Source organism: Okeania sp. (assembly GCF_983059655.1).
This window is the reverse complement of sequence record NZ_CEZPJD010000133.1, coordinates 1-13,590: the sequence shown is the minus strand read 5'-3', so window position 1 is coordinate 13,590 and position 13,590 is coordinate 1. Positions and strand designations below refer to the sequence as shown.

Sequence of the window (13,590 nt, the reverse complement as noted above, 5' to 3'; positions counted from 1 at the left end):
CACATCTTCACAAACAAAACCTGGTAAAGACGTTCCATGGAACGTCCCTACTGTGGTCTACCCAAATGAAAACCGCTGTAAGTCATCTCAAGATGACTTCTGCTTTGAAGCAAGAAAAAAATTTCTTGGTTTCCTTCTGCCTTCTGCTATAAAACAGCAATATGCACGATCGCATCACCTTGATTAACCAGAGGATTTTGTAAACTACCAATGACTATTCCTGCACAGGAAGCATTCACCGTAGTACTTTTTTCTCCAAAAGCATCTGAAATTATACCTAAAACTTGCTTCTTTGTAACTTGCTGACCTAGTTTTACATATAGTCTCAAAATTCCACTACAAGAAGCTCTCACCCACTTAGTCTCATGAATTTGTACAGTTGTTTGTGGATCTATGTAGGTTTCTTGTTGATACATATTTAATGCTCCCATTACCTGCATAATTCCTTCCACTCCTACTTTAATAGCATTTTCGTCAAATCGTAATGCTTCTCCTGCTTCGTACAATAAGACAGGAATGCCACGTTTTGTTGCTGCTTCGCGTAGGGAACCATCTCTAGTTTGGGAATGAATTGTTACTGGTGCTGCAAATGCTTTTGCACATTCATAAGTTCTACTATCATGGAGGTTTGCCCGAATTTGTGGTAAATTTTTGCGATGATCTGAAGCGGTGTGTAAATCAATACCATGAGTAGATTTACTAACAATTTCTGCCATGAATAAATGAGCTAAACGACTACCAAGGGAACCTCTGTTTGAACCTGGAAAAGAACGATTTAAGTCACGACGGTCTGGTAAGTAACGTGATTGTTCTATAAAGCCAAATATATTAACAATTGGTACTGCAATTATGGTACCTCTTAATAGAGATGGAGAAATTTTTTGTAATACTTGACGAATAATTTCTACTCCATTAATTTCATCTCCATGAATAGCAGCACTTAACCAAAGTATCGGTCCTGTATGACTACCATTTATAACTGTCACTGGTAAAGTAATTAAAGTTTGAGTAGGCAGACGTGCTACTGGTATTTCTATACGTTGTCTTTGTGCTGGAGGAATAATTAAACCACCGATTTCGATCATTTTGTACTGAGTTTATGGCTAAGAATATTAAATGTAATTTTTTTAAGTATTAAAGATAAAAATTACATTTCAACAGGGCTATTTTTTAGTAAAAAAAGTACTATTTTACCGTTATAATTATAGTTATTGAGTAATAATATATAAGTAGGTGATTATCATTAAATAGGAAATAGTTTCTGGGAGGAAGACAGGAAATAGGGAACAGAAATTAAACAACTTTTATAATTTAATTTGACATTGGCCTTTTTGCATGATATAATAGAAAATAATTTTATTTTTCTCTAGCTAATATAATTTTTATGGCTAGTTACCATATTTCATAGATATGAAAACTACTATATTTATTTATTCCACTTGCTCAAGTTGATTAACTAATAATAATATCATAAGTGTGTGAATCAATAAAATATTTTGTATAAAAGTTAAATTTTTATTTATAGAAATCATATCTGTTTTTCATAAAACTTTTACCTATATTTATAGTTTTTCTGGCAAATAAAAATAATGTAAAAAAAATTTATGTAGTAATCACCCAGCTGAGTTAGCCATACAATTTAGTTGAAATTACTTATACAGATGATTATGGGTACTATATAATAATAGTATAAAAATTCACTTAGAGGATTTTATAGCTATGATATATATTATTTTTGCATTTTTTTTTAGCTGTAAAAATATTTTTGACCTAGTTATTTATCAGAAAATAAAACTTAATAAATATAAAAATAGAGCATTAAAATTTCTATCATTAAGGCAAAATCGTGGTGCGATCGCCAAACAATTTGCACTGACATTTTTTCCGATATCTATTCTCATCGGAGGTATTCTTGCTAATAGCTACTACATAGAATTGAGCAGCAAAAAAAAGATATTAAAAATAGAAGAAAAGCGAGTTGTAGAAGTGAAAAAAAACCTCATCAGCAACTCATTTGTGGCTTTGATTTTAGATGTGCAAAGTTTAGCTCAACTACCAGACATAAAAGACTATTTTTCTAAGAATAATAGTTCTCAAATACAACACTCACATTTAGAGCATATAGAAGAATATTTTTTTGCATTTGCCAAAGATCAGCAACTTTATTACCAAGTTCGACTGCTTGATAATACAGGTCAGGAAATAGTAAAAGTTAACTATGAAAATGGACAAGTTGAACTTGCTCGCCAAAAGTTACTGCAAAATAAAGCAGATAGGGATTACTTCAAAACAGCGATCGCTATGCCAAAGGATAGTATTTATATGTCGGTCTTTGACTTAAACCAAGAACAGGGAAAAACTGAACCACCATTTAAACCATCTATACGATTAGTGGCACCTATATACAATCGCCAAAATAAGCTCCAAGGCATGGTAGTAGCCAACTATATGGGAGAACACTTAAATCGACAGCTAACCCAAGAAAATTATCGGACTTTAGGCCAGTCAATGCTATTGAATAGAGCTGGATTTTGGTTAATCGATCCAGAAAAACCAGAAAAACAATGGGGTTTCATACTATCTGATCGAAGGCAACAAACATTTGAGCGTCAGTTTCCCGAAGCATGGCAAGATATATCTCTCAAAGATTCAGGACAAATACAAACTAAGAAGGGATTATTTAGTTTTACAACCTTCGATCCTCAGAATATACATAAAAACTTTGCTCAAGTAAACATTCCTAAAATTACCCTATCCAAAAACGTTATAGATAGCTACGGTTGGAAAATAGTTTCTTATATTACCCCAGAAGTATTGTCGGCTGAATCAGATCGAATGTTGATAAATTTCCTCTGGTTGTACCTATTTTTAAATGGTTTACTGGCTGTAAGTGTTGCTGTGGTGACAATAGTACGGAGAAAAAATCAACTGGCAAATGCTGAATTAAAGAAAACTCGGCATAAATTCCTGGAAGTTAAAAATCGCGACTGGCTCAAAAGTCATATTGCTAGCCAAATTCTTCACTCTCTCGATATCGACACTATTTTGGAAAAAGCTGTGAGCGAGATTCATACTTTACTTAATATTGAACACTGTACTTTTGCCTGGTATCAGACTACAACTGTACAGCCATTTTGGGAAATAGTAACAGAAGCTAAACATCCTGAATTAGTCAGTGCCATTAGTTGTTATTCCAGAGAAAGTGTTGACAAATTATACGATCGTTTTTTTAAGAGGGAAACTATCCGAATCAATAAAGTTAGTACCCTAGAAGATTTAGAACTCAAAAAATTGTTAATTGTTCAAAAATCCAAGTCTTTTATCGGATTACCAATAGAAATCTCCTCTGAAGTAGTGGGAGTGTTGAGTTGTAGTTATTGTACTCAAGTACATCATTGGCAGCAAGAAGAGGTAATACTGCTACAGGAAATAGTTGAGCAACTTGCAATTGCCATTAACCAAGCAAAACTCTACACTGATGCTCGCAAAACAGCTCTATCACTCCAAAAACTCACTGCTGAATTACAAGAGAGTCGCAGCCAGTTAATTGCTCATAATCAGGTACTGATCGAGCTTTCTAAAAATAAGATATTAACTCAAGGAGATTTCCTGCTAGCTTGCCAGATAGTCAATGAAGTAGTTTCTCAAACATTGGAAGTGAAACAAGTTGGTATTTGGCTGCTAGATGAAAATCATACTAAAATCAAATGTGTTGATTTTTACAGCTCCATCACAGACGAACATAATCAAGGAATGGAACTCGTAGTTACTAATTATCCAAATTACTTTAAGTGCTGGGAAAATTCTCATTTGATGGTTAGTAATGATGTTTCTTCAGACCCAAGAATGGAAAAACTACTGGAAGAATACTTAAAACCCTCTGGAATCACTTCTATGTTAGATGTAATCATCTATTTTCGTGGAAAAATGATCGGAGTAATGTGCTTAGAGCATATCGGTATTGTTCGTAACTGGAGTTTAGAAGAACAAAATTTTGCTAGTGCCCTAGCAGATTTACTTTCTCTGGCACTAGAAGCAAGTGAGCGAGTTGAAGCAGAATTACAACTACAAAAACGCACTCATGAATTAGAAACTACTTTACGGAAGTTGCGACTTACCCAAGCTCAAATGGTACAGAGTGAAAAAATGTCTAGTATTGGGCAAATGGTTGCCGGGATAGCTCACGAAATTAATAATCCAGTCAGTTTTATTCACGGTAATTTAATTCATGCTACCGAATATACTCAAGACTTGCTAGAAGTGATAGATCTCTACCAACAACACTTCCCTGATGCCCCAGAAGATATTACTGAACTGCTAGAGGATTTAGATTTAAACTTTCTCCAAGAAGATTTGGATAAGTTATTTAAGTCAATGCGGATGGGAACCGATCGCATTACTGAAATTGTCAAATCTTTGCGGACTTTCTCTCGCCTAGATGAAGCACAATTTAAAGAAGTAAATATCCATGAAAGTATTGATAGTACTCTTACTATTCTCCATAACCGTCTGAAGCCAAAACCAGGTACTACAGAAATTCAGGTAATCAAAAACTATGGCCAGTTACCTTTGATTAACTGCTATGCTGGCGAACTCAATCAGGTATTTATGAATATTCTCAGCAATGCTATTGATGCCGTGGAAGAAAAAAATCAGCAGCAGACAATGACAGGAAAAAAATATACTGGTAAAATTAGTATTAACACCGCAATAGTAAAGAAAAATTGGGTTGTCATTCGGATAGTTGACAATGGTTATGGAATTTCGCCAGATATTCAGTCTAAGTTATTTGACCCATTTTTTACCACCAAAAAGATTGGCAAGGGAACAGGATTAGGATTGTCAATTAGCTACCAAATTGTCGTCAAACATCATGGAGGGAACCTAATATGTAACTCTAAATCTGGAGAGGAGACAGAATTTATCATTGAAATTCCGATTAGACAATCTTTCCAAAGAGGCAACAGCGAATAATTAATAATTAATAATTAATAATTAATTAGGGCTTGCTGAATAAAATTATCATCAATACCAGTTAAGGCTTCCAGGATTAAATATTGCTGAAAAATTGCAAGGTTTTTCGCTATTTTATACCAAAGTTAAAAAGTCTTGCTACATCTTATTGAGAGTAGGCAGTAGGGTTAAAATACATAAGATATATTGGTTTAATACCGATAATCGTTGCAAATATTGCTGATTCATTATTATTATTTAATAACTGAAGTCTTCATGCAGATAGTCTAAACTGTTCCCTGTTGCCTATCATCACCATCATACTTTTTCAGCAAACCCTAATTAATTGTTAAAGAAATTGCTTTTAGATAAAAGGGGGTTTTATTCATGTTAAAAATTCTCGTGCATAATCTAATAATCAGAGGAGTTTGTTTTTGGAGACGACAGCGTTCTAATTATGTCCAAAGTCTTTCCTGCAAAATTTCTCTGTGTAATTTTTTAGTGATTTTTTTTGTGTTACAAATATCAATAGTAATGTTACTGCTAATATTTGTAACAGTTTGGAATGGGCATCGAGCTAGCTATAATCTAGCAGAAAATCTCCATAAAGAAATTATCAATAATGTTACTAATTTACTAGAAAATTATCTGCGTCAACCTCTTTTGATTAACCAGATGAACCACAATGCTGTGAAATTAGGTTTGTTGGATTTATCCGATCTAGAAACAACAGGGCGTTTATTCCTCCAGCAAAGCCAGATATTTGATGTCAGCTATATTAACTTTGCCAATGAGGGCGGAGAATTTGTGGGTGCTGGTATAACAACCAAGAACAATATAAGTATTGATATTACTACCCGCTCCCATCCTCAAATCATATATGAGTATGCTGTTGACTCACAAGGAAATCTGGGAGATCTTCGCAGGAGTTATGCCTACGATTACAAAAAAGAATACTGGTATACTCAGCCAATTAAAGCAGGTAAAGCTATCTGGAGTGACATTTATCTGTGTGATGGAATAACTAATGCCTTAGCAATTTCTGCAAGTTACCCTATCTATGATGATGACCAAAAATTAATTGGTGTTTTGGGAGTAGATCAAGGGATTTCCGATCTTTCTAATTTCCTAAAGAAGTTAAAAATTAGTCAATCTGAAGTAGTGATGATTATGGAACGTTCTAGTATGTTGGTTGCTAGTTCCTCAAAATTACCTTCTTTTGAGGTTGTCAATGGTAAAGCAAAACGGTTAGCAGCAGTTAATAGTCCCGATCCACTGACTCAAGCAACTGCTCGATATTTGCAACAACAGCTTAAAAATCTACAGACAATTGAGTCAGATCGACATTTTCATACAGAATTACTAGGCGAGCAATATTTTGTTTATGTTTCAAATTGGGGAGAAAATTTAGGTTTGGACTGGATGGTAGTTGTAGCAACACCGGAGTCATACTTAATGGCAGGTGTCTATGCCAAACTGAAAATCATTGTCCTAGTTTTTTTAGTAGCATTCATACTAGCAATAAAATTAGCGATCAAAATTGCACGTTGGCTTACTGCCCCTATTCTCAGCCTTCATAGGGCATCTCTATCTGTTGCGTATGGAAATTTCAACCAGAAAGTGCCATTAAAAAATATTGCTCCTGGGCTACCAAATATTCGCGAGCTAGACGAACTAGCGATCGCTTTTAATCTGATGGCTACTCAGTTAAAAATTGCTTTTGAAGCATTGGCAGAAATGAATCAGACTTTAGAAAAACAAGTTGAGGAGCGCACTGCACAACTAGAAAGGAGTCGCAGACAGTTAATTGCTAATAATCAGGCTCTGATCGATCTATCTAAAAATAAGGTATTAACTCAAGGAGATTTTTTAGCAGCTTGCCAAAAAATTAATGAAGTCGTATCGCAAACATTGGAAGTTCTACAGGTTGGTATTTGGTTGCTAGATGATGCTCACACTCTCATTCGATGTGTTGATTGTTACAGACTTACAAAAGACGAACATACTCAGGAAATAGAATTGCTAGCTGCTGACTATCCAAGTTATTTCCAAGCTTGGAAAAATAGTCGCTTACTAGTTATTGACAACGTAAATTTAGATCCAAGAGTCAAAGATTTGCTTGAGGAATATCTGATACCACTTGGCATTAGTTCCATGTTAGATGCTTTGATTTATTCTGGCGGACAAGTCATTGGGGTAATTTGCCTAGAGCATATTGGTACTCCCCGTACCTGGACTCTAGAGGAACAAAATTTTCTTGCTACCCTAGCAGATTTTGTAGCCCTAGCACTAGAAGCAAGTGAGCGAGTTGAAGCAGAGCGCGCTCATCAGTTAGCACAAAAAGCACTTCGGCAGAGCGAAACCCGTAACCGGGCAATGTTAGAGGCAATTCCAGATTTAATTATGCGCGTGCGACGAGATGGCACTTGTTTAGATTTTATTCCTCCTGAAAGTATTGAACTGATAGATTTTCCCTCTAATGATAAACCTTTACCAATAAATTTATTAGGGCAAGAGCTTTACTATATTGATCGAGCAATACTCACAGGCAAACTACAAGTTTATGAACGACAAATTATCAGAGATGATCGGGTATGTTACGAAGAACTCCGCATCATTGTCAATGGAGAAGAGGAAGTATTAATGATTGTGCGAGATATCACCGAACGGAAACAAGCTGAGGAGCAAATCAAGCAATCTTTAGCAGAAAAAGAAGTATTACTTAAAGAGATTCATCATCGCGTTAAAAATAACCTCAATATTATTTCTAATTTATTAGATTTGCAATCCTACTCAATTACTGATGAAATTGCGCTTCACCTATTTAATGATACTAAAAAACGCATTCAAACTATGGGATTAATTCACGAACAGCTTTACAAAGGTAATCATTTTGGAAAGGTAGATTTTGGTGAATATATAAAACAGTTAGTCAACAATATCTTTTTTTCTTGTCAAAGCAGCCACAACAGAGTAAATCCTATTATTAAAGTCGAACCAATATTACTAAATTTAGAAACAGCTGTGCCTTGCGGTTTACTGATTAATGAACTTCTGATGAATGCTTTTAAGCATGGTTTTCCCGGTATAAAATTAGGAGAAGTTAGGATAGTGATGTTTAAAGATATCAATCAAAAATTAGTCTTGGAAGTATCTGATAATGGTATTGGAATACCTTCGACAGTTAACTGGGAAACTTCTAATTCTCTGGGCTTAAAACTCGTCCATATTTTAGCGAAACAGTTAAATGGAACTATTACTTTTGATACTTCTGATGGTACAGATATTCGCTTTATTTTCTCAGAATTACAGTACAAAAAAAGGTTTTAAAATGTCAAAAAAATTATAATATATATTATCTTTGGAGGTATTACAATGAAAATCCCTAGCCCTTCTGCAAAAAATCATCAAGTTAACTGCACTGCAACTGCTAAAATTCTGATTGTTGAAGATGAATTAATTGTGGCAGAAAATCTAAAAATGGTTTTACAAAAACTAGGTTATGAAATTGTCGGAATTGTTCACTCTGGAGAAGAAGTAATACAACAGGTTGCTACAACAAATCCAGATGTGATCCTCATGGATATCATGCTTCAAGGAGAGATTGACGGAATTACAGCAGCAGCAAAAATATATCAACAATTCCAGTCTCCAGTAATTTTTACTACAGCCTATGCTGACGATGATACCATTGAACGAGCAAAACATACACACCCCTATGGTTATCTAATCAAACCTTTTCAAATCTTAGACTTAAAAACTACTATAGAAATTACATTGCAAAAACATCAGTCAGTTGTTGCTACAAAAGCCGAATATACTGGTAAACTTGAAGATGCTTACCAAAAGTTAGAGCGTTTGCACAAGTATGACCCACTGACGAACCTACCCACTAGGAAAGTTTTGCAAAGTATGTTTGAAGAGATAGTAGATACATTATCAAACCCCCTACTGAACGATCGCTCTCATTTCCATCAATCTCTGTATATACCAGTCTTTTGCCTGAGTATCGATCGCTTCTATCGAATCTACCAATACATGGATCGTCAAGAAACTGACTATTTGTTGCAAACGGTAGCCAAGCGAATTGTTGAGGTAGTAGGAAAGAATAATGTTGTTGCCCGTACAGATATTAATGAGTTTATCCTAATTTTGGAGCCTGTAGAATACTTAGGCCAAGCTAATGAAATTGCTAAATCTGTATTAAAAACCATCGCCAATCCCTATATTATTGGAGAGCGAGAAGTTTTTCTCACAGCAAGTTTAGGTGGAGCGCTCTATCCTCGTGACAGCAACAGTTTTCTATCTTTATTACAAGATTGCCATTTAGTGATGCAAAAAGCTCAAGAGCAAGGAGGTAATCGTCATCAATTCCATAGCTCACAGGGTAAAACCAGTAATACTAACTTGTTAGCTCTAGAAACAGATTTACACTATGCGATTGATCGCGAACAACTTCAGCTTTATTATCAACCGAAGGTAGACCTAAAAACAGGTGAAATTTCTGGTGCTGAAGCTCTCTTGCGTTGGCAGCACCCACAGTCGGGTTTCATATCTCCAGCAAAATTCATTCCTCTAGCAGAAGCTACTGGTTTGATTGAAACTATTGGGGAATGGGTATTAGAAAATGCCTGCCAACAACTCCAAGTCTGGCAAGAAGATGAGCTACTCAAACACTTTAAAGTAGCTGTTAACATTTCAAGTTATCAACTTCGACAGCCTCTGTTACAGCATAAGTTTTCCAAAATATTACTAAATCACAAACTCAGTGCCAATTTTATAGAGTTAGAGTTGACTGAAAGTGCTTTGGTGGAAGATGTCGATTTAGCCCAGCAACAGCTAGAAGCTTTCAAAACTCTAGGATTGAATCTAGCGATCGATGATTTTGGCACTGGTTATTCGTCTTTGAGCTATCTCTATAGATTTCCTTTTGATACTCTCAAGCTTGATCGCTCGTTTTTATGCAATATTCATAAGCATTCTAAGAACAGAGCCATTGTGATTGCAATGATTCAAATGGCACGCCAACTAGAGCTTAATGTTGTAGCGGAAGGGGTGGAAACAAAAGATGAACTAGCATTCTTGCAAAAACACCATTGCGATATGATTCAGGGTTATCTTTTTAGTCCCCCTATTTCTGCACAGGCATTTTCCCAGTTAGTGCATGAAGGAAAAATTTTGCCTATATAATAGCAGTGAACAGACAACAGATAAGATTATATCAAATCCGTTTAATTAGACATAAAAAAAAATCTCCAATCATCATAACTACGCTCATCAAAGTTATTATCTTTCCTCCTGAATTCTAGGGTTTGCTGAATCAGTCTTTTTGTTGAGGTAGAGAGTAATGCGATCGCGCACTTAATCTTTTTCTGCATTCTTCTCTAAAAACTCAATGATCTTGCCAGAAACATCTACTCCTGTAGCTGCTTCTATTCCTTCTAAACCAGGAGAAGAATTCACTTCCATCACGACTGGGCCATGATTAGAACGCAACAAATCTACTCCAGCAACTCTCAACCCCATTGCTTTAGCTGAACGCACAGCAGTTGAACGTTCTTTAGGAGTTAATTTAATTTTTTCTGCTTTACCACCCCGGTGCAAGTTTGAGCGAAACTCGCCCTCAGCTCCCTGTCTTTTCATAGATGCTATTACTTTATCTCCTACTACAAAACATCGTAGATCTGCACCACCTGCTTCTGGAATAAATTCTTGAACTAAAATATTAGCATCCAAGCCACGAAAAGCTTCAATAACTGACTTAGCAGCTTGATAAGTTTCTGTTAAAACTACCCCTATTCCTTGAGTTCCTTCTAATAGTTTAATTACCAAAGGAGCGCCTCCCACGGTATTAATTAAACCATCAATATCTTTAGTAGAATGAGCAAACCCAGTTACAGGTAATCCAATTCCTTCTCTAGCTAATAACTGCAAACAATGTAATTTATCACGAGACCGAGAAATACCCTGAGAAGGATTTGTAGTAAAAACTCCCATCATTTCAAATTGTCTAACTACAGCTGTACCATAAAATGTTTTAGAAGCACCAATGCGAGGAATTATAGCATCAAATCCTGACAAAAATTCACCTTTATAAATAACTTGAGGTTTCATCGAAGTAATATTCATATAACAGCGCAGGTAATCAATAATTTGCACTTTGTGACCCTTTTTTTCTCCTGCTTCTAGCAATTTTCTAGTTGAATAAAGATTTGGATCACTTGATAAAATAGCGATTTTCATTTTATTATTTTCTAGAATTTTCCCTTATTTTTGATGTTTTTTTGCTTTTTTAGCTAAATAGGATTTGCCTGGGTTAATTAAGAAAAAATCTCGCACAGCTTGTCGCCCCAATAACATTCTAAATCCCATTAATTCACGATTAGTTAATGTTAATTCAACTGGCAATTTTTTTTGCATTAAATTTACTTCTGTGAGAATAACAGGGCGTAATTCTGCTTGCCCACTAGAACTACGAACATGACGTTCATCTATTAATTCTGCTTCAGCAATTACTGTTTGATTAGTATCTCGTTGTTGGGGATGAATTTTAAATTTTACTCTTGGTTTACCATCAATTTCAAAAGTTTCAATATCAAAAGCGTGTAAAGCAGAAGAACGGGCACCAGTATCGATTTTTGCCTTAATTCTAGTAATGCCAATTTCGGGTAATGCTATCCATTCCCGCCAGCCAATAATTGGTAATTCTTGATGTTTCATATATAAGTTAAGAAGGAAGAAGGAAGGAGGAAGAAGGAAGCAAAACACTATCACTTTTAACTTTTAAGTTAAACTCATATCATAAGATGGTGCGTTACGGCGCAATTTTACGTTTTGAGGTACAACGCATTTACATGGTTGCGCCTAACGCACCCTACACACTGTTCCCTGTTCCCTGTTCCCTATTGCCTATTCCTTCTATAAAAGGGGCGTTTAACAACAATAGCAGCATAATTTTTTCCCCTAACTTCTACTTCTAATTTTTGACCTACCTTAGCTAATTTTTTAGGTACATAAGCTAGAGCGATCGCTTTCCCCAAAGTAGGAGACTTAGTACCGCTGGTAACTTCCCCTACCACTTTGCCATCACTCAAAACAGGATAACCATGACGAGCAATAGAGCGATCGAGCATTTCCAAACCTACCAACCGTTTTGAAACTCCCTCTGCCTTTTGTGTTTCCAAGACCTGACGACCAATAAATTCTCCCTTTTTATCAAGGTGAACTAACCAACTTAAACTCGCTTCTAGAGGAGTAGTTTCAGTATCAATATCTTGACCATAAAGAGCCATTGCAGATTCTAAACGTAGAGTATCTCTTGCTCCCAAACCACAGGGAGTAACGCCAGCATTCAACAAATTGCGCCATAACTCCACACCCACAGACGGGTCAACCATGATTTCAAACCCATCTTCCCCAGTGTAACCAGTTCTAGCAATAAAACCAGGTTGCTCTAATACAGTAATATCTGAATGCCCATAAAATCCAATTGATGCCAAATTTTCCTTGACAAATTGCTGCAAATAAGATTCTGCTTCCGGACCTTGGACAGCCAATAACACTTTTTCCTCAGAAATATCTTGGAATTTAACACCACTAGCTTCTAGATTACTTAATATCCATGCTTTATCATTAGCTTTAGTGGCAGCATTAACAATCATAAAACCCCGTGCTTCGTTGGTAAGGGGATCATCACTTTGACGATAGAAAATGAAGTCATCAATAATGCCTCCCTGGGGGTTTAATAAGACAGTGTATTGCGCTTTACCAGGTTCTAAGCTACTCAGGTCGGAAGGTACTAAAAGTTGAATTTTTTCGATTAAGTCGTGGCCTTGAGCGATAAACTTGCCCATGTGGGAAATATCGAACATTCCAGCTTTGGTGCGTACTGCTTCATGTTCGTTACTGATGCTGGTGTATTGTACTGGCATTTCCCACCCAGAAAATTCTACCATTCTGGCCTTGAGTTCGGTGCATAAGTCATATAGAGGTGTGCGAGAAAGAGATTGTGTATTAGATTCTGTTGATTTGGCCACTGCTAGTTCCCTAAGTTGATGATTAACTTTATTGATTTTAGGACATTGTATGTATTTACAGAAGTCAGGAGGGAATAGCGATAGCAAAACGATGGAGTCTGCTGACAGTTTTATTCTTGTGGTGCGGGCATCTTGCCCGCCATCTTTACCCGCCATCTTTACCATCTTTACCCGCCATCTTTACCTTTACAGACCACTGTAGGGACGTTCCATGGAACGTCCCTACAAGGTTTTGCTTGTGAAGATGTGGTTCAAGCGCTGTAAGAAAAGGAAGTAAGAAAAGAAACAGAATTCACAGTTTTTTCAGAATATCTTATTTAAGAATCTGACTGATAAATTTGCCGTAATTGGTCGATAGTTTCCAAAGTTTTGAGAGAGGCCAGAATTGTTTCTAAAACCTGGATATTTTCAATAGTATTAATTTCTGAAAATATTTCTTTTCCTGACTCACCAAATTTCAATTCTAATCCTAGTTCTATTCCAGAAAGTATTCCTTGTTGTTGACCAAAAAATAAGGTCTCAAGCCTCCCCTTTCAAGGGGATGAAAAAAAAATAAAGTTCAATATTTCAAGCCTCTGACTTCAGGCAGAGGTACTGATAA

The 13,590-nt window shown here is 35.9% G+C and carries 9 protein-coding genes; 4 read left to right on the top strand and 5 right to left on the bottom strand.

Annotated elements, in window-relative coordinates:
• Positions 1 to 187 (top strand): hypothetical protein (locus AC3DU7_RS10205; protein ID WP_488039241.1); only part of this gene is annotated, 187 nt, incomplete at its 5' end.
• On the opposite strand, the gene AC3DU7_RS10200 is transcribed toward AC3DU7_RS10205, so the two are convergent.
• Complete coding sequence (locus AC3DU7_RS10200; protein ID WP_488039240.1) at positions 147 to 1,085, bottom strand: succinylglutamate desuccinylase/aspartoacylase family protein; 939 nt, start codon at positions 1,083 to 1,085, stop codon at positions 147 to 149. The genes AC3DU7_RS10205 and AC3DU7_RS10200 overlap by 41 nt on opposite strands.
• Positions 1,086 to 1,719: 634 nt before the next feature.
• On the opposite strand from AC3DU7_RS10200, the gene AC3DU7_RS10195 reads away from it, so the two are divergent.
• From AC3DU7_RS10195 to AC3DU7_RS10185, 3 genes are all read left to right on the top strand, one after another.
• On the top strand, positions 1,720 to 4,974 hold the full coding sequence (locus AC3DU7_RS10195) for a GAF domain-containing protein (RefSeq protein ID WP_488039239.1): 3,255 nt from the start codon (positions 1,720 to 1,722) through the stop codon (positions 4,972 to 4,974).
• Positions 4,975 to 5,487: 513 nt separating this feature from the next.
• The gene (locus AC3DU7_RS10190; protein ID WP_488039238.1) at positions 5,488 to 8,283 is read left to right on the top strand and encodes a histidine kinase dimerization/phosphoacceptor domain -containing protein; all 2,796 of its coding nucleotides are present in this window, start codon (positions 5,488 to 5,490) and stop codon (positions 8,281 to 8,283) included.
• Between the two features lie 45 nt (positions 8,284 to 8,328).
• On the top strand, positions 8,329 to 10,143 hold the full coding sequence (locus AC3DU7_RS10185; RefSeq protein ID WP_488039237.1) for a putative bifunctional diguanylate cyclase/phosphodiesterase: 1,815 nt from the start codon (positions 8,329 to 8,331) through the stop codon (positions 10,141 to 10,143).
• 171 nt (positions 10,144 to 10,314) lie between these two features.
• Here AC3DU7_RS10185 and rimK read toward each other — a convergent pair whose 3' ends face one another.
• From rimK to AC3DU7_RS10165, 4 genes are all read right to left on the bottom strand, one after another.
• Positions 10,315 to 11,196: a 30S ribosomal protein S6--L-glutamate ligase gene (rimK, locus tag AC3DU7_RS10180; RefSeq protein WP_488039236.1), complete on the bottom strand. Its 882-nt coding sequence runs from the start codon at positions 11,194 to 11,196 to the stop codon at positions 10,315 to 10,317.
• A 24-nt stretch (positions 11,197 to 11,220) separates the two neighbouring features.
• Positions 11,221 to 11,673, bottom strand: coding sequence for an ATP-dependent zinc protease family protein (locus tag AC3DU7_RS10175; protein WP_488039235.1), 453 nt, complete (start codon positions 11,671 to 11,673; stop codon positions 11,221 to 11,223).
• Between the two features lie 182 nt (positions 11,674 to 11,855).
• Positions 11,856 to 12,989, bottom strand: a complete 1,134-nt coding sequence (gcvT, locus tag AC3DU7_RS10170; protein ID WP_488039242.1) for a glycine cleavage system aminomethyltransferase GcvT — start codon at positions 12,987 to 12,989, stop codon at positions 11,856 to 11,858.
• 317 nt (positions 12,990 to 13,306) lie between these two features.
• Entirely contained in the window at positions 13,307 to 13,450 is a 144-nt protein-coding gene (locus AC3DU7_RS10165) for a hypothetical protein (RefSeq protein WP_488039234.1), read from the bottom strand.
• Between the last annotated feature and the right edge of the window lie 140 nt (positions 13,451 to 13,590).

Bases quoted from the DNA above. Each gene is read 5' to 3' on its own strand.
- AC3DU7_RS10200 (WP_488039240.1), bottom strand. From the start codon at position 1,085: ATGATCGAAATCGGTGGTTTAATTATTCCTCCAGCACAAAGACAACGT.
- AC3DU7_RS10195 (WP_488039239.1), top strand. From the start codon at position 1,720: ATGATATATATTATTTTTGCATTTTTTTTTAGCTGTAAAAATATTTTT.
- AC3DU7_RS10190 (WP_488039238.1), top strand. From the start codon at position 5,488: ATGTTACTGCTAATATTTGTAACAGTTTGGAATGGGCATCGAGCTAGC.
- AC3DU7_RS10185 (WP_488039237.1), top strand. From the start codon at position 8,329: ATGAAAATCCCTAGCCCTTCTGCAAAAAATCATCAAGTTAACTGCACT.
- rimK (WP_488039236.1), bottom strand. From the start codon at position 11,196: ATGAAAATCGCTATTTTATCAAGTGATCCAAATCTTTATTCAACTAGA.
- AC3DU7_RS10175 (WP_488039235.1), bottom strand. From the start codon at position 11,673: ATGAAACATCAAGAATTACCAATTATTGGCTGGCGGGAATGGATAGCA.